21 protein-coding genes are annotated in these 22705 nt (G+C 44.4%); 14 read left to right on the top strand and 7 right to left on the bottom strand.

Going from position 1 to position 22705, the window contains the following annotated elements:
• Window positions 1-15 precede the first annotated feature (15 nt).
• Together aroE and mtgA are read left to right on the top strand one after the other, a co-directional pair.
• Window positions 16-960 (top strand): shikimate dehydrogenase, encoded by a 945-nt coding sequence (gene aroE / locus ICN28_RS04165; RefSeq protein ID WP_370626438.1) that lies wholly within the window; start codon window positions 16-18, stop codon window positions 958-960.
• Between the two features lie 9 nt (window positions 961-969).
• A complete protein-coding gene (gene mtgA / locus ICN28_RS04160) occupies window positions 970-1665 on the top strand; it encodes a monofunctional biosynthetic peptidoglycan transglycosylase (protein WP_216286437.1) in 696 nt (231 codons plus the stop codon).
• Window position 1666: 1 nt separating this feature from the next.
• On the opposite strand, the gene ICN28_RS04155 is transcribed toward mtgA, so the two are convergent.
• From ICN28_RS04155 to pyrF, 3 genes are read right to left on the bottom strand one after another with little or no spacing between them, the layout of a single operon-like run.
• The gene (locus tag ICN28_RS04155) at window positions 1667-2128 is read right to left on the bottom strand and encodes a CinA family protein (RefSeq protein ID WP_370626457.1); all 462 of its coding nucleotides are present in this window, start codon (window positions 2126-2128) and stop codon (window positions 1667-1669) included.
• Window positions 2129-2168: 40 nt separating this feature from the next.
• Window positions 2169-2714: a phosphatidylglycerophosphatase A gene (locus tag ICN28_RS04150; protein ID WP_216286435.1), complete on the bottom strand. Its 546-nt coding sequence runs from the start codon at window positions 2712-2714 to the stop codon at window positions 2169-2171.
• 17 nt (window positions 2715-2731) lie between these two features.
• Window positions 2732-3586, bottom strand: coding sequence for an orotidine-5'-phosphate decarboxylase (gene pyrF / locus ICN28_RS04145; protein ID WP_216286434.1), 855 nt, complete (start codon window positions 3584-3586; stop codon window positions 2732-2734).
• A gap of 165 nt (window positions 3587-3751) precedes the next feature.
• Here pyrF and corA point away from each other — a divergent pair, with 165 nt between their 5' ends.
• Window positions 3752-4717, top strand: a complete 966-nt coding sequence (corA, locus tag ICN28_RS04140; protein ID WP_216286433.1) for a magnesium/cobalt transporter CorA — start codon at window positions 3752-3754, stop codon at window positions 4715-4717.
• An 11-nt stretch (window positions 4718-4728) separates the two neighbouring features.
• On the opposite strand, the gene thiL is transcribed toward corA, so the two are convergent.
• Entirely contained in the window at window positions 4729-5757 is a 1029-nt protein-coding gene (gene thiL / locus ICN28_RS04135; protein WP_216286432.1) for a thiamine-phosphate kinase, read from the bottom strand.
• Window positions 5758-5993: 236 nt separating this feature from the next.
• Here thiL and ICN28_RS04130 point away from each other — a divergent pair, with 236 nt between their 5' ends.
• Window positions 5994-8315, top strand: coding sequence for an NADP-dependent malic enzyme (locus ICN28_RS04130; protein WP_216286431.1), 2322 nt, complete (start codon window positions 5994-5996; stop codon window positions 8313-8315).
• Window positions 8316-8440: 125 nt separating this feature from the next.
• Complete coding sequence (locus ICN28_RS04125) at window positions 8441-8983, top strand: barstar family protein (RefSeq protein ID WP_216286430.1); 543 nt, start codon at window positions 8441-8443, stop codon at window positions 8981-8983.
• 81 nt (window positions 8984-9064) lie between these two features.
• Here the strand turns inward: ICN28_RS04125 and ICN28_RS04120 are convergent, their stop codons facing one another.
• Complete coding sequence (locus tag ICN28_RS04120) at window positions 9065-9817, bottom strand: 16S rRNA (uracil(1498)-N(3))-methyltransferase (protein WP_216286429.1); 753 nt, start codon at window positions 9815-9817, stop codon at window positions 9065-9067.
• Between the two features lie 119 nt (window positions 9818-9936).
• On the opposite strand from ICN28_RS04120, the gene tkt reads away from it, so the two are divergent.
• Window positions 9937-11916: a transketolase gene (gene tkt, locus ICN28_RS04115; RefSeq protein ID WP_216286427.1), complete on the top strand. Its 1980-nt coding sequence runs from the start codon at window positions 9937-9939 to the stop codon at window positions 11914-11916.
• 71 nt (window positions 11917-11987) lie between these two features.
• A complete protein-coding gene (gene gap / locus ICN28_RS04110) occupies window positions 11988-13001 on the top strand; it encodes a type I glyceraldehyde-3-phosphate dehydrogenase (RefSeq protein WP_216286898.1) in 1014 nt (337 codons plus the stop codon).
• 94 nt (window positions 13002-13095) lie between these two features.
• Here gap and fur read toward each other — a convergent pair whose 3' ends face one another.
• Complete coding sequence (gene fur / locus ICN28_RS04105) at window positions 13096-13551, bottom strand: ferric iron uptake transcriptional regulator (RefSeq protein WP_216286425.1); 456 nt, start codon at window positions 13549-13551, stop codon at window positions 13096-13098.
• A gap of 37 nt (window positions 13552-13588) precedes the next feature.
• Between fur and ICN28_RS04100 the strand changes: the two genes are divergently transcribed.
• From ICN28_RS04100 to holA, 5 genes are all read left to right on the top strand, one after another.
• Window positions 13589-14161 (top strand): outer membrane protein assembly factor BamE, encoded by a 573-nt coding sequence (locus ICN28_RS04100; RefSeq protein WP_216286423.1) that lies wholly within the window; start codon window positions 13589-13591, stop codon window positions 14159-14161.
• A gap of 77 nt (window positions 14162-14238) precedes the next feature.
• Window positions 14239-15048: a 4-hydroxy-tetrahydrodipicolinate reductase gene (dapB, locus tag ICN28_RS04095; RefSeq protein ID WP_216286897.1), complete on the top strand. Its 810-nt coding sequence runs from the start codon at window positions 14239-14241 to the stop codon at window positions 15046-15048.
• A gap of 70 nt (window positions 15049-15118) precedes the next feature.
• Entirely contained in the window at window positions 15119-17770 is a 2652-nt protein-coding gene (gene leuS, locus ICN28_RS04090; RefSeq protein WP_216862363.1) for a leucine--tRNA ligase, read from the top strand.
• A 32-nt stretch (window positions 17771-17802) separates the two neighbouring features.
• Window positions 17803-18435, top strand: coding sequence for an LPS assembly lipoprotein LptE (gene lptE, locus ICN28_RS04085; RefSeq protein ID WP_216286421.1), 633 nt, complete (start codon window positions 17803-17805; stop codon window positions 18433-18435).
• A gap of 12 nt (window positions 18436-18447) precedes the next feature.
• A complete protein-coding gene (gene holA / locus ICN28_RS04080) occupies window positions 18448-19530 on the top strand; it encodes a DNA polymerase III subunit delta (protein WP_216286419.1) in 1083 nt (360 codons plus the stop codon).
• A gap of 4 nt (window positions 19531-19534) precedes the next feature.
• Here holA and ICN28_RS04075 read toward each other — a convergent pair whose 3' ends face one another.
• On the bottom strand, window positions 19535-20584 hold the full coding sequence (locus ICN28_RS04075; protein ID WP_216286417.1) for a Fic family protein: 1050 nt from the start codon (window positions 20582-20584) through the stop codon (window positions 19535-19537).
• Window positions 20585-20796: 212 nt separating this feature from the next.
• On the opposite strand from ICN28_RS04075, the gene ICN28_RS04070 reads away from it, so the two are divergent.
• Both ICN28_RS04070 and ICN28_RS04065 read left to right on the top strand, forming a co-directional pair.
• Window positions 20797-22092 (top strand): glutamate-5-semialdehyde dehydrogenase, encoded by a 1296-nt coding sequence (locus ICN28_RS04070; RefSeq protein ID WP_255536117.1) that lies wholly within the window; start codon window positions 20797-20799, stop codon window positions 22090-22092.
• A 90-nt stretch (window positions 22093-22182) separates the two neighbouring features.
• Window positions 22183-22641: a CopD family protein gene (locus tag ICN28_RS04065; RefSeq protein ID WP_216286416.1), complete on the top strand. Its 459-nt coding sequence runs from the start codon at window positions 22183-22185 to the stop codon at window positions 22639-22641.
• The last annotated feature ends 64 nt before the right edge of the window (window positions 22642-22705 follow it).

Raw genomic sequence — 22705 nt, 5'->3', positions numbered from 1 at the left:
TGATGAGGGGCTTGAGTGTCATCAACAGAAAGAGATAAGAAGTTAATCATGGATGCTTTAAAACCACAATTGAACCCGCAGGATCACCCAGGGAAAGATGTTTATGGGGTGGTTGGGCATCCTATTGCGCATAGTCAGTCGCCTGTGATTCATCAATTTTTTGCTGAACAAACCCAGCAAGCAATTTATTACGGCAGAATTTTTTCAGAGCTTGATGCATTCAAAGAAACTGTTCAACAGTTTTTTGAACGTGGTGGCAAAGGCTTGAATGTGACGGTGCCATTTAAGTTAGAAGCATTTGAGTTGGCTCAACATCGAACAGCTCGTGCTGAAAAAGCAGGCGCTGCGAATGTTCTATGGTTGCAAGAGGGTGAGTTGTGGTGTGACAACACGGACGGCATTGGTTTTGTGAAAGACCTAGAAAGACTCTTGCAGCAGCAAAACATTTCAGCCAAACAAGCCAAGGTTTTAATTTTGGGTGCAGGCGGTGCGGCGCAAGGCGTGATTGATCCTTTAATGAGTTTAGGTGTTCTTGATATATCTATAGTTAATCGCACGCATGCAAAAGCAGAAGCGTTGGCCGAACAGTTTGACGGTTTAAAAGCAGTTTCTTTGGAGGCGTTAAAGAATTCATCTTCTCGGTTTGATCTGATACTCAATGCAACTGCCACAGGCTTGGGAGACATGTCCCCGATGGATGTGGAGTTGCTAAAGCAGATCTCTCAACCTAAAGCTATTGCCTATGACATGGTCTACGGTAAAGAAACAAAATTTTTAAAAGATGCAGCCTGTTTGGGTTTATTGGCTGTTGATGGTTTAGGAATGTTGGTTGAGCAAGCGGCTGATGCGTTCATGACTTGGAGAAAACCCTCTCAAGCGTTGGATATCGAAGGGGCTTTGAATGCTGCTAGGGCGTGTTATAAAAATATGTCAAAGCCATCATTAAAGTCAGTCGACTGATTTCTTGACATGAAATTTCTTCGTTATTTCTTCACTGCCATCGTATTAAGCATTCTGTCATTGCAGCTATTTTTCTTTATTCAAATTTTGGCTTGGCGGTGGGTTAACCCCAGTGTGACTTCTTTTCAGTTGGCTGAGCGCCATCGCATTTGCGGTTGGAGTATTCCCTACATTCACGACTGTGGCATCAAGCGTGAGTGGATGGAGTTTAAAAAGATATCGCCTTACCTCAAGCGCACCATTACGATCAGTGAAGACAGTGACTTTTATCGCCACATGGGTTTTGAGCCTCAGGCGATGAAGGATGCTTGGAATCGAAATCAGAAAAACACCAAGCATTTACGTGGCGGATCGACGATTACGCAGCAGTTAGCCAAAAACTTATTTCTATCGGGTGAGAAAAATTACATTCGCAAAGCCCAAGAGTTTGTGATTACGGCAATGTTAGAAATTACTTTACCTAAAGAACGTATTTTTGAGATATATCTCAATCATGTGGAGTGGGGTGAAGGTGTTTTTGGCGTTAGCGCAGCAGCGCAGCATTATTTTTCAGTTAAACCTCATCAGCTATCCATTGAAGAGGCAGCATCCTTAGCGGCAGCCCTGCCTGCACCCAAGTGTTATGACAAGGTGAAGTATTGCTCAAGGGCTAGAGTTAATTTTCCAGCGAGGATTGATTTCATTCTTGAGAGAATGAATAAGTAAGTTAACTTAAAAGTAGAATCAAATTTTTAATTGCAAACTCACTTGCTTGAGCTCTGATCTCTGAGCGATCACCGCTAAATAGTCTTGTTTCCGAAATTACTTGATCGTTATTTAAGATCCAAGCGAAGCAAACGGTACCAACTGGTTTTTCTTCGCTCCCACCTGTGGGGCCAGCAATACCTGTGATAGACAAGGCAATGTTTGAGTTGCTTGATTGTTTCGCTCCAATGGCCATGGCTTTGGCTACTTGATCGCTGACTGCGCCATGATCTTGAATGAGATGCGTATCAACGCCAATATCTTCTGATTTAGCATCATTGCTATAAGTAACATAGCCGCGCTCAAACCATTCGCTTGAGCCAGCTAAGTTGGTCAAACTCGCCGCAACTAATCCACCCGTGCAAGATTCTGCCGCACTTAAGCGCCAGTGATGCTTTAAAAGAATGCCCGCTAATCTTTCAATAAGAGGTAGTTCGACAAGATGGCTCAAAGTAGTTATCTCATCACCAGATACGAGAGCCAATCGCAATCACTAAAAGAGTAGCTAGTGCAGCAGCAACGTCATCAATCATCACACCAAATCCTCTGATTACCCACGAAGGCATTCTTCTGGGCTGATCTAAGCGCTCAACAGTAGGCTGCCACTTTTTAAAATACTGATCGATTGATTTAATGGGTCCTGGTTTGGCAGCATCAAAAAATCGAAACAACAAGAATGCAACAATTTGTCCGCCGATGCCGGTTGGCATGATGATGAATAGGATGAACCAAAAGGCCACAAACTCATCCCAAACAATACCGCCATGATCGGGTACGCCTAATTCTTCGCCCACTTTGCCGCAAATCCAAATACCTCCGATGGCACTAACAGTAATGACAGTCGCAATGGTTGTGTTGGCTAAAAAAGCATCCATCAATAAATAGATGGCCCATGCATAGAGCGTACCAACTGTGCCGGGTGCTTTGAGAGATAAACCGGAGCCAAAACCAAAGGCGAGAGCACGCTCTGGTTTAGACCAAATCCAGGCAGTTTGAGGAATAATTTTCATGGGTTTTACGCTCTTATCTAGATTGATTTTGCAGCGCGCAGCGCATCACGCGTGGCGATCGCTACCTTTCTGGCAGCATCAGCAAAGTCACGATCTTTACTGGCATACAAAATGGCTCTAGAAGAGTTGATGATCATGCCAGTTCCTGGAGCGTGTTGAATGGCACCGGCACGAACTGTGGCAGGGATGTCGCCACCTTGAGCGCCAATTCCGGGGATCAATAAAGGCATCTCACCCACAAGAGATCGGACCTTGGCGATTTCCTCTGGAAAGGTGGCGCCAACCACAAGGCCCAATTGGCCTGTTTTATTCCACTGGCTCGCAGCTAAGCGCGCCACACGTTGGTAAAGTAATTCTTTAGCAGGGTTATTTTGTTCATTCACTTCTAAAAACTGAAGATCTGAACCCCCTGGATTGGAAGTTCGGCACAACACAATCACGCCCCTATCCGAGTATTGCAGGTAGGGCTCAATTGAATCAAATCCCATGTAGGGGTTAACCGTGACAGCATCAGCGTTGTAGCGCTCAAACGCTTCAATGGCGTATTGCTGGGCAGTGCTGCCAATATCCCCCCTTTTGGAGTCCAAAATAACAGGCACTTGCGGGTGTTCACGATGAATGTAGTCAATTAATTGAACCAATTGGTCTTCAGCACCCTGAGATGCGAAATACGCAATTTGTGGCTTAAATGCACATGCGACATCCGCTGTTGCATCCACAATGGCACGACAGAAAGACAAGATGGCGCCGCCTTCGCCCTTTAATGAGGCTGGGAGTTGCTTCGGGTCTGGATCAAGACCCACACAGAGCATGCTGTCTTGTGAGGACCAAGCAGCGTTCAATTGTTCAGTAAAAAGAGGGCGGTTTTTCATGGGTATTTCATCAATCTTTCATGCAATCTCATTAATATCTCATGGAAATCTAAAGAGAATTTAAAAAGGATGCTTTAGTTTTCGCAGACTATAGGATAAACTCCGCGAACCCCTGTGGCTAACTCCTCAACATAAATAGTTGAAAAATAAGATCGGAGCCCCGGCATGATCAACCTATTCGTACTACAAAAAGGTCGCCTCGCGCAGGAACAGGTCGATGATCGTCAAGAATTACTCAAACACCACAACCCAATATGGATTGATGTTGTAGATCCTGAAGAAGAAGAGCTTCAGTGGATTAAAGAGGCTTTTGGCGTTTCTCTTCCTGAACTCGAAGATTTAGGTGACTTGGAAGCTTCTGCTCGTTATTTCGAGGCAGAAGACGGCCATTTACACATTCGTACCGATTTCATTTTGGACGATGATGAAAACCCACGCAACGTGCGTGTGGCGTTTGTTTTAACCGATAACATTTTATTTTCGATTCATGAGCAGGATTTACCAGTTTTCCGTTTGGTTAGACTGCGTGCTCGCTTGCGCCCTGGATCAGTTAGAAACGCTAAAGATGTTTTATTGGATCTATATTCAACAGATGCTGAATATTCTGCTGATGCTTTGGAAGAGGTTTATGAGAACCTGGAAGAAGCCGGTAAGCGTGTTTTGTCACATGATGTGACGGATACCGATGCAGCAGGTGTTTTGGAAACGATTGCAAAAGAGGAAGACTTGAACGGGCGCATTCGACGCAATGTGATGGATACGCGTCGTGCCTTGTCATTCTTAATGCGCAGCAAGTTGTTGTCCGATGAGCAACAAGAAGAAGCTCGTCAGATTTTGCGAGACATTGATTCCTTAGAGAACCATACGGCTTTCTTGTTCGATAAGATTAACTTCTTGATGGATGCCACAGTTGGTTTTATTAACATTAACCAGAATAAGATTATTAAGATCTTCTCGGTGGTTTCTGTTGCATTGATGCCGCCAACGCTCTTGGCTAGTATCTGGGGAATGAACTTTGCGCACATGCCAGAGCTTCGTTCAACGATAGGTTACCCATTTGCCATTGGCATAATGTTGATCTCAGCCTTGATCCCTTTGATCTATTTCCGCAAAAAAGGTTGGATGAAGTAGTTGTTCGGCGCTTATGTGGCGGTCTTGAAGTGATCAAAAGAATTGAGATAGTGCTGGCTCTCTTCGGCAGGCAAGATCTGACCGCTGTCATCTAACAAGATCATCAAGCTTGGAGTGGGTGGCGTAATAACGCCAATCTTTGTTAGATTTAAATCCAACTCTTTGGCAAGACTTTGAATAGTTTTACGATGAACTCTTGGTGCTGTGAAACAAAGTTCATAGTCATCCCCTCCCATCAATGTGCATAAGCGCTGGCGTTCAAGAGCTTGCTCGCTTAAGGTGTCAGAACGGGGTATCTGATCAATCTCTATTTCTGCGCCGACTTGTGACATTTTTAAGATGTGGGAAAGATCTCCCAGTAAGCCATCGGATACATCAACAGCAGCATGAGCTATGCCAAGCAGTTTTTGTCCGAGTACGATTCGTGGAGTAGGGGCGTGCATGCGAGGGGCAACTAAAGCCATTTCTGCTGGGGTCAAAAGCCATTCTTGTCGAATGGCTCCTAGTGCCAAGCGAGCATCACCCACCGTGCCGGAGATCCAAATATCATCACCCAACTGAGCGTTTGACCGTTGGAGTGCTTGGGTGTGATTGACTCGACCAAACACCGTAATGCTGATCGTGAGTGGCCCTGCTGTTGTGTCACCGCCAATGAGAGGGCAGTGATAGTGGTTGGCTATCTTTAACAAACCATTCGAAAAATCTTCCAGCCATTCTGCTTTAGCTTCCGGCATGGCAATCGCTAAGGTGAAGGCGGTGGGTGTTGCACCCATGGCAGCCAGATCAGATAAATTGACTGCTAGTGCTTTATGACCTAAAAGACCAGGATCTGCGCCTGGTAAAAAGTGGCGACCTTCAATCAACATATCGGTGCTAATAGCTAGCGCACCCGGTTGATCTTTTGCGCTGCATGAAATCAGGGCGCAGTCGTCACCAATTCCCAAAAGAATCTGAGGGTTGGAGTTGCTAAGGGGGCGCTTAAAAAAACGCTCAATCAAGTCAAATTCACCAAGCGGGTTCGTTTCGGGTCTTTCGTTCATGGCTTTATTGTAGGGTTAAATCCTCATGCGTGACTCAGGAGATCCCACAAGAAATAAGAATACTTTCCTGAAGAGGAATAGAATCTGGTAATAAGTAAAAAATATTAAAAATATTAGATTAATTTTTATTAAAAAATAAGAACTTGAACGAGACAAGCAACAAATAATCAGTAATCAGAAAAATAGACAAACAACAATCATCATCTTGATTGATGAGTATTGAGAGACTAATAAAAATGACCACAGAAAAAAATTCTAAAAACTCAAACGAGCAACAAAAAGCAGATTTTCGTAAAGCAGCGCTTGAGTACCATGAGTTCCCAACACCAGGCAAGATTGCGATTGCCCCAACCAAGCAGTTGATGAATCAGCGCGACTTGGCGCTTGCTTATTCGCCGGGTGTTGCTGCGGCTTGTGAAGAGATTGTGAAAGACTCTGCTAATGCCTTCCGTTATACATCCCGTGGCAACCTCGTGGGCGTGGTGACTAACGGTACAGCAGTCTTGGGTCTTGGAGATATTGGACCATTGGCAAGTAAGCCGGTGATGGAAGGTAAGGGCGTTCTATTTAAAAAGTTTGCGGGCATTGATGTGTTTGACATCGAGATCAATGAAAAAGATCCGGACAAGTTAATTGAAATCATCGCTTCAATGGAGCCAACTTTTGGCGGTATTAACTTAGAAGATATTAAAGCTCCAGATTGCTTCTACATTGAGCGTAAATTGCGTGAGCGCATGAATATTCCGGTCTTCCATGATGATCAGCATGGCACAGCGATTGTGGTGGGTGCTGCGATCATGAATGGCTTAAAAGTCGTTGGTAAAGATCTTAAGAAAGTGAAGCTGGTTACATCAGGTGCTGGTGCGGCAGCTTTAGCTTGTTTGGATCTTTTGGTGGATCTGGGTATGCCGATTGAAAATATTTGGGTCACCGACTTAGCGGGTGTTGTTTACAAAGGCCGTAAAGAATTAATGGATCCAGATAAGGATCCATTTGCTAAAGAAACAAATCAGCGAACCTTGGCTGAGATCATTGAAGGTGCGGATGTTTTCTTAGGCTTATCAGCGGGCGGTGTTTTAAAGCCAGAGATGGTGGCAAAGATGGCTGCGAAGCCATTGGTTTTTGCATTGGCTAACCCAACGCCTGAGATCCTTCCGGAAGAGGTTAAGGCAGTGCGTGATGACGCCATTATTGCAACAGGCCGTACAGATTATCCAAACCAAGTGAATAATGTTCTTTGTTTCCCATTTATTTTCCGTGGTGCTTTGGATGTGGGTGCAACCACGATTACACGCGAAATGGAAATTGCTGCCGTGACTGCTGTGGCAGAGTTGGCGCAGGTTGAGCAAAGTGATGTAGTGGCTTCTGCTTATGGCGCTAGCAATCTTTCATTTGGTCCTGAGTATTTAATTCCTAAACCATTTGACCCACGTTTAATTACGATTATTGCGCCAGCGGTAGCCAAGGCTGCGATGGATTCAGGTGTGGCAACACGGCCTATTAAGGACTTCATAGCCTACAAAGATCAGTTGCAGCAATTTGTTTACCACTCAGGCACTTTAATGAAGCCTTTATTTTCTGTGGCTAAAAAAGTACCGATGGCTAAGAAGCGCATTGTGTTCTCTGAGGGTGAGGATGAGCGTGTATTGCGTGCTGTTCAAGTCCTAATTGACGAAAAGATTGCTAACCCGATTTTGATTGGTCGCCCATCAGTGATCGCGCGTCGTATTGAGCGCTTTGGTCTACGCATGGTGCCAGGCGTTGATGTGGAGATTTGTAATCCAGAGCAAGATGATCGCTACCGCGATTATTGGCAAACTTACCATCGCCTCACAGAGCGTGCTGGTGTTACCGAGTCTTATGCTCGTCTAGAAGTTCGCCGCCGTAATACCTTGATTGGCTCTTTAATGGTTCACAAAGGTCAGGCCGATGGTTTGATTTGCGGTACGATCGGGCAAACAGGTGCTCATCTTCATTACATCAACCAAGTCATTGGCCATGAGCCGGGTGCAAAGGTTTATGGTGCTATGAATGGGCTTGTGTTGCCAGGTCGTCAATTATTCTTAGTAGATACGCATATCAATATTGATCCAAGTGCTCAGGAATTGGCGGAATTAACTATTTTGGCTGCTCAAGAGTTGCGCTCTCTAGGAATCATTCCCAAAGTTGCCTTGTTGTCACACTCTAATTTTGGTTCTAGCCAGGCGGCTTCTGCACAAAAAATGCGCGACACTTTGGCAATCCTAAAAGATCAGGCTCCTGAATTACAGGTTGATGGAGAAATGCATGGTGATTGCGCATTAGATGCTGATTTACGCAAAACCATCATGCCAGATTCAACTTTGGTGGGAGATGCCAACTTATTGGTCTTGCCAAACATTGATGCCGCTAATATTGCTTATAACTTATTGAAGGTTGCAGCTGGTAATGGGGTAGCTATTGGGCCAATCTTATTGGGCGCCGCTAAGCCAGTGCACATTTTGACGCCCTCAGCTACTTCTAGAAGGATTGTGAATATGACAACCTTAGCTGTCGTAGAGGCTGCACAGCAGAAATAGGCAGAAATTTTAATAGTGAGCGTGCGCTCACATATTTAAATTTATATAAAAAACAATGGCTTATTTAAAATAAGCCATTCCGTCACTTGTTTTTGGGGCTCAAAAAGGGTACTCTACTCCCCATCATGATGACGAATATTTCAGAAAACAACCTCTATGGCCAGTCCGTTCTGGGTGGTTCTGTATCGTCTGCAACAGCACCAGTTAGCACGGCTATCAAGCCAACCTCCACTTGGAGAGCCGCATTAGCAGCTCGCGAAGCTGGACCTACTGCTGCTTTACGTGCTGTTCGCACCAATATTGTTCAATCCATTCGCGCTTTTCGTACGGAAGACTTGATGGAAGCGGCTGGCGAGTTAGGTCAGCACTTTATTTACGCGAATTGTTCTCATGCGCTGACCAAATCAGAGGTTTTGGAATCGATTGCAAATGGTTTGCACTTCCCTAGACAGCAAGCCAAGAATTTTGATAATTTATTGAATTCTTTGACAACTTTGGTGGATCGCTCTGGTCCTCAGCCGGGATTCGTGATTGTTTTAGAGGGTTTGCCTTGTACGCACAAGTTTGACAAGGAAGCTCGTGAGACTTTATTGGACGTATTCCGTGATGCGGTTGATTTTTGGGCTGATCGTCGTGTATCTTGCCGTATCTTTTACTCTTTTTCTTAAAAAAGACTTTAAAAGATCTTAACTAAATAAAAAAGCCGCTCAATCAGCGGCTTTTTTCATGGATCGTCGGTTAAGTAGTCGTTAAAACTGATTCCAAACCGTATGAATCGTTGATAAAGCTACGATTCCAGCGGTTTCTGTTCTTAAAATACGATAACCCATCGATACAGGAGTAAAGCCTGCACGCTTCGCCTGTTCTTCCTCAGCATCACTTAAACCACCTTCGGGGCCAATCAGAAGAGTTAGCGCTTGAGGTGTGCATCGTTTAAGAACGCTCAATAAGTTGGAGTCGGCTCTAGGGGATAGCATCAAACGTAAACTTGGCTCATGAGGGTTCAGGCTGGATAACCATAAAGGCAAATTTTGGATGGGGCCTAGGGTTGGAATGACAGTTCGCCCCGACTGTTCAGATCCTGCAACCAAAATACCTTGCCAATGAGTGGCTTTCTTAGAGGATCTTTCTCCATCTAGGCGGACCACAGAGCGTTCTGTATGCAGGGGAATGACATGAGAAATCCCCAATTCCACCGATTTTTCGATCAACCAGTCCATTTTGTCACTGCTGGCCATGCCTTGTGCCAGGGTAATAGGAGTTTTGGTTTCAGAGCGACGGTTTTCTTGGATTTCAGATAAGCGAACTGCTGCCGACTTTTTATCCATGGCTGTGAGTACCGCATTGGCACTTAAGCCTTGCCCATCAAAGACCTTGAAGCTTTCTCCAACCTGGATTCTGCGAACCCTTAAATGGTGAGCCAGTTTGACATCGAGGATCAGTTCATCCGTGAGATCAACGCCTTGTTGGGGCCATGGGCCGGGTAGATAAAAATGTGACATAAAACAATCATAAGGTATCTGGCTCCAATGATAAAATGTTGATCTTTGAAGGATTGGGACTTTTCTTCTGTTTTTCGGTGGAAATGTGACTGATTCGAACACACGCCGCAGGGAAAATAATGTCTTCTAAGCAAACCAACATGGCTAACGCAATTCGCGCACTAGCAATGGATGCAGTTCAACAAGCTAACTCTGGTCACCCTGGTATGCCCATGGGTATGGCCGAAATTGCAGTAGGTCTTTGGGGAGAGCATCTCCAACACAACCCTAAAAATCCACTTTGGATGAATCGCGATCGTTTTGTTTTATCCAATGGTCACGGCTCGATGTTGCTTTATGCGCTGTTGCACTTAACCGGCTACGATTTACCGATGCAGGAGTTAAAGAACTTCCGTCAGTTGCATAGTAAAACAGCGGGTCATCCGGAGTACGGTATTACGCCAGGTGTCGAGACAACAACAGGTCCTCTAGGTCAAGGTATTACCAATGCAGTGGGTATGGCTTTGGCGGAAAAATTATTAGCTCAAGAATTTAACAAGCCAGGCTTGGATATTGTGGATCATCACACTTATGTATTTATGGGTGATGGTTGTTTGATGGAAGGCATTAGCCACGAAGCTTGCTCTTTAGCTGGTACGTTGAAATTAAACAAGCTCATTGCTTTGTGGGATGACAACGGTATCTCGATTGATGGTAAGGTGGTTAACTGGTTTGCAGAAGACACGCCTAAGCGTTTTGAGGCTTATGGTTGGAATGTGATTCGCAATGTCAATGGTCATGATGCGGATGCTGTGGCCAGTGCAATTGCTAAAGCTAAGAAAAGTGACAAGCCAACTTTCATTTGTTGTAAGACATCGATTGGTCAAGGATCACCGAATTTAGCCGGTACCGATAAAGTACACGGCGCGCCATTGGGTGCTGCTGAAATCGCTGCCACACGAGCAGCGATTGGTTGGAATCACCCTCCATTTGAAATTCCTCAAGATGTTTATGATGCTTGGGATGCGAAGCGCAAAGGCGCTGCTACTGAGGCGGAGTGGAATAGTAAATTTGGAGCTTACCGCTCTAAATACCCACAAGAAGCAAAAGAGTTTGAGCGACGTATGGCAGGTGAGTTGCCAGCTAACTTTGATAAAACAGTAGAAGCTTATTTAGCTAGCTGCGCCACCAAAGCAGAGACCATTGCCACGCGTAAGGCCAGCCAAAATGCAATTGAAGCATTGGCGCCAGCTCTTCCTGAATTCATGGGTGGTTCAGCAGACTTAACAGGATCCAACTTAACCAATTGGTCAACATGCAAAGCAGTTCGTGGTGATCAATGGGGTAATCACATTAACTACGGCGTGCGCGAATTTGGTATGAGTGCCATCATGAATGGTATAGCTCTTCATGGCGGATACATTCCATTTGGCGCAACATTCTTAACATTCTCTGACTACAGCCGTAATGCTTTGCGTATGGCTGCGTTAATGAAGATTCGTAGCATCTTTGTGTTTACACATGATTCGATTGGTTTGGGGGAAGATGGTCCAACGCATCAATCTGTCGAGCATGTGGCTAGTTTACGTTTGATTCCTCATATGGATGTTTGGCGTCCATGTGACACCACCGAGAGTGCAGTGGCTTGGGCGTCTGCGGTGAAGCGTCACAATGGCCCATCCAGCCTCATTTTTAGCCGTCAGAATTGCCCATTTGTGAAGCGTGATGCAAAACAAACTCAAGCCATTTATAAGGGCGGTTATGTGATGCGCGATGATAAAAATGCGCAAGCTGTATTAATAGCTACGGGTTCTGAAGTGGCGATCGCATTAGAAACAGCGGAACTTCTAAAGAAGGAAGGCATTGCCGTACGAATCGTTTCAATGCCATCAACTAGCGTTTTTGATAAACAAAGCAAAGCTTATAAAGATTCAGTGCTGCCAGCGGGACTGCCACGCATTGCGATTGAGGCCGGCGTCACAGATTACTGGTGGAAGTATGCATGTTCGGCTGTGCATGGTGTGGATACCTTTGGTGAGTCTGCACCGGCTGGCGTGCTTTACAAACACTTTGGTTTAACCGCAGAAGCTGTTGCTAAAACAGTTCGTCAATGCATTTAAATCGATGATAACAATGCATAGTCAGTTGATTTAAAAATAGTGAAACAGAATTTAATTAGAGGGAGTTGGTGATGACAATTAAGGTTGCTATTAACGGTTATGGTCGTATTGGTCGTATGGTGGTTCGTGCTATCTATGAAGAGAAGCGCGATGACATCAAAGTAGTTGCGATCAACGGTTTGGGTGGTATTGATATTAATGCACACTTAACTCAGTACGACTCTGCTCATGGTCGCTTCCCTGGCACAGTGACTGTTGATGGTGATCATTTGATTATCAATGGTGATCGTGTGAAGATGTTCTCAACACGTAACCCTTTAGAAACCAATTGGGGTGATTTAGGTGTTGACGTCGTTTTGGAATGCTCAGGTGCTTTTACTTCTAAAGAAAAAGCCATGGTTCACATTCAACAGGGCGCCAAGAAAGTGATTATTTCTGCTCCAGGTGGTAAGGATGTGGATGCAACGATTGTGTATGGCGTGAATCATCAAGTTCTTAAATCAACGGATCAAGTGATTTCCAATGCTAGCTGCACGACCAACTGTTTGGCACCTGTTGTGAAGCCGCTCCTAGAATCGATTGGTATTGAGTCCGGTTTGATGACTACCATTCATGCGTATACCAATGACCAAGTATTAACCGATGTGTATCACAGCGATATGCGCCGTGCTCGCTCAGCCACAATGAGCATGATTCCTACAAAGACGGGCGCCGCTGCAGCGGTTGGTTTGGTATTGCCAGAGTTACAAGGCAAGTTTGATGGTTTTGCGATGCGCGTACCAACAATTAACGTATCGGTAGTTGATTTAACTTTCACACCAAGCAAAGCTACAACGGTTGAAGCTGTAAATGACATCATCAAAAAGGCGAGCGAAGGTCAACTCAAAGGTATTTTGGGTTATAACACCTTGCCTTTGGTTTCTATCGACTTCAATCATGATCCCCGCCCAAGTATTTTTGACAGCACGCAAACACGCGTATCAAAAGACGGTAAGTTGGTGAAGATTCTTTCTTGGTATGACAACGAGTGGGGCTATAGCTGCCAGATGTTGAATGCGACAAAAGCATTGATGGAAGCCAAATAAGTCTAAAAACTCAACATGAGCCTTATTTAACGAAAAAGCCCGCTGAAATGCGGGCTTTTTACTAGGAAGGTCAAAAAATATTGATTTATGGGCTTTATTTGGCTTTTTTCTTGTTAGGGCAGCTTTTCTTGTTACAACTGCCATAAATCGCTAAAGCATGGTCAACGATCTCAAAACCTAGGTTTTTGGCAATTTCGTGCTGCCTTTTCTCAATGGCAGGGTCTACAAACTCCTCAACGTGGCCACAGTCGACGCAAACGAGGTGGTCGTGGTGATCCCCTTCATTGAGCTCAAAAATCGCCTTACCCTCTGCCTTGCCGGATTCAAAATGATTGCGTAAAAGTATCCCAGCTTGCTCAAATTGGGTCAGAACACGGTAGACTGTTGCTAGTCCGACATCCATACCATCTGCAACCATGGCAAGATAGATGTCTTCGGCGCTGAAGTGCTTGTGGCGGTTCTGATGAAAGAACTCCAGTATCTTCATCCGAGGTACAGTTACCTTGAGACCCATGTCTCTTAAATTATTTGGAGATGTTGTGTTTGTCATAGCGCTAAAATCAATTTTTCTTATGATACGGCTTACCATGCAAATCTGCTTAAAAAACATTAAAAACACCACAGTATTCAAGGGCTTAGTTATAAGTGCCCTAGTCATTATGGGGTCCGGCTTAACAGCTTGTAGTGGTCTAACGACCATTTCTGAGGGCAGTAAAAGCAAAATTGGTCAGGTTTTTAAGCCTTATCGCCCTGATATGGTTCAAGGTAACTTTATTTCTAAAGAACAGCTTGAACGCGTCAAAATAGGTATGGATCGTGAAGAAATCAAAGTCATCCTAGGAACACCTTTATTGAATAGTGCGATGCACGCAAATCGTTGGGACTATGTATTTGCTTTCAAACGCGGAGATACCCAATTGGTTGATCAACGACAAGTCACCTTGTTCTTTGAAAAAGACTTGCTTACCCAAGTTAAAGCCGATGCTTTGCCGACTGAGTATGAGTTGATTGCTGAGATTGATGGTATTAAAGGTGAGCGTCGACCACAGCGTAAAGCGGTGACGAGAGATTTAGAAAGTGATCATCGAGCGCCAACTGTAGAAACAGTGCCTAACCCAACTCAGGGTGTTGGTATCCCACGAGGCGACACTAGAAATTAAGAATGGACTTAAAGCGATGATTAATCGCTTTAAGTAGTAGGAATAACTAAAAATATAGAGATAGAACAATGTCTACTTTGAAATTTGCTGTAGCTGGTGCATCAGGTCGAATGGGCCGTATGTTAATTGAAACAATTTTGAATACTCCGGATGCAAAACTCGTGGGTGCTTTAGACATGCCGGCGAGTCCAGCCTTGGGTCAAGATCCAGCTGCTTTTTTGGGTAAAGATACCGGCATTAAAATAACAGCAGACCTCAAAGAAGGAATGAAGGACGCTGACTTCTTGATTGATTTCACAAGACCTGAGGGCACGTTAAAGCATTTGGCTGTTGCTCAAGAGTTGGGTGTGCAAATGATCATTGGTACAACTGGTTTTACGGATGAGCAAAAGGCTACGCTAAAAAAGGCTAGTGAAAAAGTAGCGATCGTTTTTGCGCCTAATATGAGTGTTGGTGTGAATGCCACGTTGAAGTTGTTAGAAGTAGCTGCCAAAATTTTGAATCAAGGTTATGACATTGAGATCGTAGAAGCCCATCACAAACATAAAGTGGATGCGCCATCTGGTACCGCCATTGGTATGGGTGAAGTGATTGCGAAGGCTTTAGGAAAAGAACTCAAAGATTGCGCCGTGTATGCACGCGAAGGTCATACCGGTGAGCGCGAGGCTGGCACGATAGGTTTTGCAACAATTCGTGGTGGTGACATTGTCGGTGATCACACCGTCATGTTCTGTGGTGAAGGCGAGCGCATTGAGGTGACGCATAAATCTGCCTCCCGCATGTCATACGCTCAGGGCGCGGTCAGAGCGGGACGCTTTTTAGCCAATCAGAAAAATGGCTTATTTGATATGCAAGATGTATTGGGTCTTAAGGCACTCAAGATCTAAAGCAGTCATAAGAAATAAAAAGTAATAAGAAAAAGTAAATAATAAAAATTAAAATGTAAGGGTGTGTGTTTTGAGTTCAGAAGTTAATCAAGCCAGTAAAGACTACGATCATCGCGCCATTGAGGCGGCTGCAAATGCGCAGTGGAAAGCCGGTGATGTTTATCGCGTAGAAGAAAACGCTAAAGACAAAAACGGTCAACCCAAGAAAAAATATTATGCTTGCAGCATGTTGCCTTACCCATCGGGTAAGTTGCACATGGGGCACGTTCGTAACTACACGATCAATGACGTGATGACGCGTCAATTGCGCATGCAGGGTTACAACGTTTTAATGCCAATGGGCTGGGATGCTTTTGGTATGCCGGCTGAAAATGCTGCACTTAACAACAATGTGCCACCGGCGGCATGGACCTACGACAACATTGCTTATATGAAAAAGCAAATGGATGCGATGGGTTTGGCCATTGATTGGTCAAGAGAAGTTACAACCTGCAAACCGGATTACTACCGTTGGAACCAATGGATCTTTTTAAAGATGTTGGAAAAGGGTGTGGCTTATCGCAAGACTCAAGTGGTGAACTGGGATCCAATTGATCAAACGGTATTGGCTAATGAGCAAGTGATCGATGGTCGTGGTTGGCGTTCTGGTGCTTTAGTAGAGAAGCGCGAGATCCCTGGTTACTACTTGAATATCACTTCTTATGCTGAAGAGCTTTTAAGCGGTTTAGAGGGCTTAGGTTGGCCTGAGCGAGTGAAGCTCATGCAGCAGAACTGGATTGGTAAGAGTTTTGGTGTGCGTTTTGCTTTTGCTCACAACATCAAAGATGATGCAGGGCAATTGATTCAAGATGGCAAGATGTATGTGTTTACAACCCGTGCTGATACCGTCATGGGTGTGACATTCTGCGCGGTGGCAGCAGAGCATCCAATTGCAACACAAGCCGCTAAAAATAACCCAGCCTTGGCAGCTTTCATTGAGAAATGCAAACAAGGCAGTGTGATAGAGGCTGATTTAGCGACACAAGAAAAAGAAGGTATGCCAACGGGCTTAACGGTCAAGCATCCTTTGACAGGTCAAGATGTCGACGTGTGGGTTGGTAACTATGTGTTGATGAGTTATGGTGATGGCGCTGTGATGGGTGTTCCTGCTCACGATGAACGTGATTTTGCCTTTGCACTCAAATATAAGATTGCTATCAAGCAAGTGATGGAAGTAGAAGGTCAAACTTTCGATGGTCAATCTTGGCAAGAGTGGTATGCCGATAAAGAAAAAGTTAAAGCTGTTAATAGTGGCAAATACGATGGCTTGAGTCATGCTGATGCGGTTAATGCGGTGGCAGCTGATTTGCAACATTTGGGTGTTGGTGAAAAGAAAACAACCTACCGTTTACGTGACTGGGGTATTTCTCGTCAGCGCTACTGGGGTACGCCGATTCCAATCATCCACTGCGATTCTTGTGGTGAAGTGCCAGTACCAGAAAAAGATTTACCCGTGGTGTTGCCAGAGGACTGTGTGCCAGATGGCTCTGGTAATCCACTGAATAAGCGCGATGACTTTTTGAAGTGCAGCTGTCCTCAATGTGGTAAGCCTGCTAGACGTGAAACCGACACAATGGATACTTTTGTGGATTCCAGTTGGTACTTCATGCGCTACACCTGTTCTGATGCAACGAGCATGGTGGATGCACGCAATGACTATTGGATGCCAATGGATCAATACATTGGTGGTATTGAGCATGCGATTCTTCACTTGTTGTATGCGCGCTTCTGGACCAAAGTCATGCGTGATTTAGGTTTAGTGAAGTTTGATGAGCCATTTAATAACTTGTTAACGCAAGGCATGGTTCTCAATGATACGTATTACATGGATGAGCCGAATGGTCGCAAAACATGGATTAATCCAGATGATGTGATCGTGGAAACGGACGACAAAGGTCGTCCAGTCTCAGCCAAACATAAAACAAGTGGCAAAGTTGTTCAAATTGGTGGTGTTGAAAAAATGGCCAAGAGTAAGAACAACGGTATTGACCCACAATCATTGATCGATCAGTACGGCGCGGATACGGCGCGTTTGTTCACGATGTTTGCCGCACCCCCTGAGCAGCAACTGGAGTGGTCTAGCTCAGGCGTAGAAGGTGCGTCACGCTTCTTGCGTCGACTATGGGTATACGGTTCTCATCATGCAGCAACTATTCAATCGGCAGCAGCACAATTACCAGCTAATTTATCTGAAGCTGATCAAGCCTTGCGCTTGGAACTCTATACAGTTTTAAAACAAGCTAACTTTGACTATCAACGCAAGCAATACAACACGGTTGTATCGGCAACGATGAAAATGTTGAATGCGGTTGAGCAAGCCAAAGATGTGAGCCCTGAAGTACGCCGTGAGACTTTAGGTATTTTGCTGAGAGTTTTATACCCGGTAGTGCCACACATCACCTTTACGCTGTGGAACTTGGCAGGCTTTAAAGATCAATTGGGCGATTTATTAGATGCCCCGTGGCCTGAAGTCGATGAATCTGCCTTGGTTCAAAATGAAATTACCTTGATGATTCAAGTCAATGGCAAGTTACGCGGTCAAGTACTTGTTCCAGTGGATGCGGATAAGGCTATGATTGAGTCGCTCGCATTGGCCAGTGAGTCTGCGGTTAAAGCCATGGCTGGTGCGCCAGCGAAGAAGGTGATTATTGTTCCAGGTCGTTTGGTCAATATCGTTATCTGAGCTTAGATATTAATAGGTAGAATAGACACCATATGAAAAAAACCACCAGCATTCATTCAGCAAGCCGTCGTTTATGGCTCGGTGGTGGTTTGTCCTATTTGGCATTGGCATCGCTCGCCACCACGTTGGGTGCTTGCGGTTGGCGTCTGCGCGGTAAAGTCAATTTGCCATACAAGTCTTTATTGCTGGCTGGCACCATTACACCAGAGCTCAAAGATGATATTGAGATGTTGTTGCGCGTGAATGATATTGAATTGGCTAAAACAGCCAAAGACGCTGAGTTGGTGCTTGAGATCATCAGTGAGCAGAATGCCCGTCAGGTTTTATCCTACAACACGGCTGGTCAGATCACGGCTTATCGCATTATTTCAAGGGTGGTTTTCAGAGCGTTTGACCCTGTTTCTGGTTTAGAGGCGATGCCTGAGTCAGATATTTTCTTAACTCGGGATATTGACTTTAATCAGTCAAATATTCAAGCGTTTGATCAACAGGTAGCCGAATATGTCAAAGTCATGCGCATTGATATCGTGACACAGCTCATGCGCCGTTTAGCATCGATTAAAAAATTGCCAACAGAGGCTGATCTGTTGAAGAAAGGTTCTTCAACAGTGCCCTCCAATCCATCTTCTCCATCATCTGTTAAACCTTCTGACTCTAAGAAGTAAGTCGAGTTCCCTATGCTAAAAGCAGATGCTTTTGATGCGCACTTAGCAGTAGCTAAAAAAAATGGTCCTCATCCTCTTTATGTTTTAACAGGTGATGAGCCACTTCTAGTGATGGAGTTGCAAGACCAGTTACGAGCCATGGTTCAGATGCATGGGCATACTGAACGAGAGATCATGATGCACGAGAAGGGCTTCGATTGGTCAGCCCTTATGAATGCTGGTCAGACCATGTCTTTGTTCGGTGATAAGCGCTATGTTGAATTGCGCATTCCTACAGGTAAGCCAGGTCGTGATGGCGCTGATGCCATTAAACAGTTTTGCTCTCAAATACAAGCGCAAGTGAAAGCTAAAGATCCAGTGGATACGGTCACTTGTATTTTTCTACCTCGAGTAGATTTCCAGACACAAAAATCTGCATGGTTCACAGCCTTAGATGACGCCGCGGTAGCGGTCAGGATTGATCCGATTGAGCGGGCTCATTTACCTAATTGGATTGCTGCTCGCTTAAAGAAACAAAATCAACAAGTTGAAGCTGGTGAACTAGGGCAGCGCGCTTTGCAATTTATGGCCAATCAGGTAGAGGGCAATTTAATTGCAGCTCATCAAGAGATCCAAAAGTTAGGTTTGCTCTATCCTGAGGGCATGCTCACAGAAGAGAATATCCGTGATGCGGTTCTTAATGTGGCTAGATACGATGTTTTCCAATTAACAGAATCGTTACTTGCAGGTGATCTTGCTAGATTTAACCGCATGGTTGATGGCTTGCAAGGTGAGGGTGAGCCTCTGGTGTTGATCTTGTGGACGGTGACGGAAGAGGTTCGGTTATTAAATCGTTTGCGACAAGGTCTTGATCGTGGCGATAACTTGCAGATGATGATGAAGATGAATCGTATCTGGGGCAATAAAGAACGCTTGATTCCTCAAGCGATGCAACGATTGAATGCAGACCGGTTACAAAAAGCACTCACGGTCATTGGTGGTTTAGATAAACAATCAAAAGGCTTGCAGCTCAATAAAGGCTCTGGTCCCATCCTGGAAAAACTTCCAAATGATCCTTGGGATGGTCTTAGGATGCTGGGTCGGTTGTTTGTTTAAGTTATTACGCCAAGGTATACCAAACACCCCTACCTTTGCCATGCTGTCGTAATTTGCCATCATGGATTAATTTCCTGAGATGTTCTTTAATCGTGTTTCGATTTGAATCAGTCGCAAGAATTATTTCTGCCATGGTGACTTGACCGCGCTCTCTTGCCAAATCAATAATTTCAAGTGAATATCCTTTGAGGGTTCCCAAAACAAGTCGCTCTTTTTCAACTTTTTTCTCAAGACGTCGAACTTGTTCTGCCATGGACTTCATAAAGAACATCAACCAGGGTTCCCAGTCGGGTTTAGTTGTCCTTATTGTTCCCTGAGTTTGGCGCAGTGCTAGGTAATACGCCTCTTTATTGATCTCAATAATGCTTTCAAGTGAGCTATAAGGGACGTACGCATATCCAGATTGCAAAAGTAGTAGTGTCGTTAATGCACGGCTGAGTCTGCCATTGCCATCTTGAAATGGATGAATTTCTAAAAATACAACGACAAATATGGCAATAACTAGCAATGGATGAAGTTCTTTAGACTCCCTCATTTCTTGTAGCCAAGTGACTAACTCGTTCATGAGGCGTGGCGTATCGAATGGCGTTGCTGTTTCAAAAATAACAGCGATTTGTCGACCCTCTTCATCAAAAGCGGCAACGCTATTGCTATTAGTCTTGTACTGTCCTCTATGCCTTACATCTTTTTCACTATGTCGTAAAAGTATTTGATGTAACTGTTTGATGTGGTTTTCAGTAAATGGGATATTCATCCAAGAACTAAAAACCAAATTCATGAGTTCAGCGTATCCCGCTACTTCTTGCGTATCGCGGGTTTCAAAAGATTTGATTTCTAAATTTGAAAGTAGTTCCTCAACTTGACGATCGGTTAACTTACTTCCTTCAATACGTGTGGATGAGCCAATGCTTTCAATCGTAGCGACCTTGCGCAGAGCTAATAGTCTTTCGGGAGCCAAGCTTCCGAGGGCTCGCCAAGCCCCTTTAAACTCATCAATCTGGGCGATCAGTGATAGCAGTTCATTTTTAATAGTAAGGGCATCTGTATTGAGCATTTAGTCATTATACACCCAATAAAACACCCATTTACACCCATAAAATTGATTTACACCCAATAAAACACCCATTTACACCCATAAAATTGATTTTGGCAGATAAAAATGGGTTGGATGAGATTAAATTAAGGTTAGGAAGGCTTATTTCTCATATCCCTTTGAAAATCCTGAAGATTAATTAGAAGGCCACTAGATCAGTTAAAGTAACGTCTATGAGTACTCAAAACAATACGAATTCCGATGCCATTGCTCTCATGAAGGCGATTGGTCAAAAAGCAAGAGCAGCTTCGCGTGCGATGGCTCGTGCAACTACAGCCTCTAAAAATGAAGCATTGCTCCATTTGGCAGGTTTAGTTAGAAAAAATGCAGCGGCTCTAAAAACAGTCAATGCACAAGATGTGGAGCGTGCAAAAGCAAACGGGCAAGATGCTGCTTTTATTGATCGCCTAACGCTGACAGATAAGACGATTGCCACAATGGCTGAAGGCTTGGAGCAAATCGCTAAGCTTTCTGACCCTATTGGAGAAATGAGCAATATTCGAAGAATGCCATCAGGTATCCAGGTGGGGCAAATGCGTGTGCCATTGGGTGTGATTGGCATCATTTATGAATCTCGTCCTAATGTGACGATTGATGCGGCAGCTCTTTGCCTGAAGTCTGGTAATGCCACAATTTTGCGTGGTGGGTCTGAGGCTATTGACTCGAATACAGCTTTGGCAAAATTGATTCAGGAAAGTTTGTCATTAGCAGGCTTACCTTCTGATGCCGTTCAGGTTGTTGAAACCACGGACCGTGCTGCAGTAGGCGCCATGATCACCATGAATGAATACATCGATGTGATCGTGCCACGCGGTGGCAAGAGTTTGATCGAGCGTTTGATGGCGGATGCCCGTGTGCCAATGATTAAACACTTGGATGGTATTTGTCACACCTATATTGATGTCTTGGCAGACCCTGCCAAAGCCATCAAGGTTTGTGATAACGCAAAGACGCAGCGCTATGCGCCATGCAACACGATGGAAACCTTGTTGGTGCATGAGTCAAAGATCAATGATTCTTTATTGCCTTTATGCAAAATTTACCAAGATAAAGGGGTGGAGCTTCGTGTTTGCAAGAAAACCAAACAAGCTCTTGAAGCAGTCGGCGTTAAAAATTTAGTGGATGCGACGGAAGAAGACTGGTCAACTGAATACTTGGCTCCGATCTTATCCATCAAGACCGTGGGTCATATGGATGAAGCAATGGATCACATTAATCAGTATGGCAGTCATCATACGGATTGCATCATCACGGAAGATTACTCGGCAGGTATGCGTTTTTTACGGGAAGTGGATAGCGCCAGTGTGATGATCAATGCCAGCTCGCGTTTTGCTGATGGTTTTGAGTATGGCTTAGGCGCTGAGATCGGCATCTCCAATGACAAGTTACATGCCAGAGGGCCTGTGGGTCTTGAGGGGTTGACGTCAATGAAGTACATCGTATTTGGTCAAGGTGAAATACGAACTTAAGTTGGCTGTATGAGTTGTTAAATAGGCCTCATCATTCAGCATGAATGGTGAGGAGTTGGTCAGAAATGTAAACCTAAAAGGATGGTTGAGATGAGTGATTCAGTAAATGTGGTGTTGGGTGGTGCTTATTTATATGTGAAAGCGTTTCACATTTTGTTTGTGGCATCTTGGTTTGCTGGGTTATTTTATTTGCCGCGCATTTATGTGAACATGGCGCAAGAAACAAACCCTCAAGTATTAGAGCGTTTATTGGGTATGTCACATCGTTTGTATCGTTTTATGACGATCTTGATGATTCCTGCGGTTGTCTTAGGTTTGATTCTTTGGTTGTATTACGGGATAGGTAAAGGTCCAGGTTCTGGCTGGATGCACGCGAAATTATTATTGGTCTTTATCTTATTGGGCTATCACCATGCTTGTGGTTCTCTTTATAAGAAATTTAGAGCAGGTAACAACAAGCGCTCTCATGTTTGGTACCGTTGGTTCAATGAAGTGCCCGTTGTGATCTTTTTGATCATCAGTATTTTGGTTGTGGTGAAACCTTTCTAATTAGTTAGTAAAAGTTAAAAATAACAAAAATAAATAAAACATAACTAAATAAAAAAGGTTTTTC

The sequence above is a fragment of the Polynucleobacter sp. 30F-ANTBAC genome (assembly GCF_018882385.1).
In the GTDB taxonomy this organism is placed as follows: domain Bacteria; phylum Pseudomonadota; class Gammaproteobacteria; order Burkholderiales; family Burkholderiaceae; genus Polynucleobacter.
The sequence above is the reverse complement of the archived record's forward strand: the minus strand, read 5'-3'. Positions and strand labels throughout refer to the sequence as shown.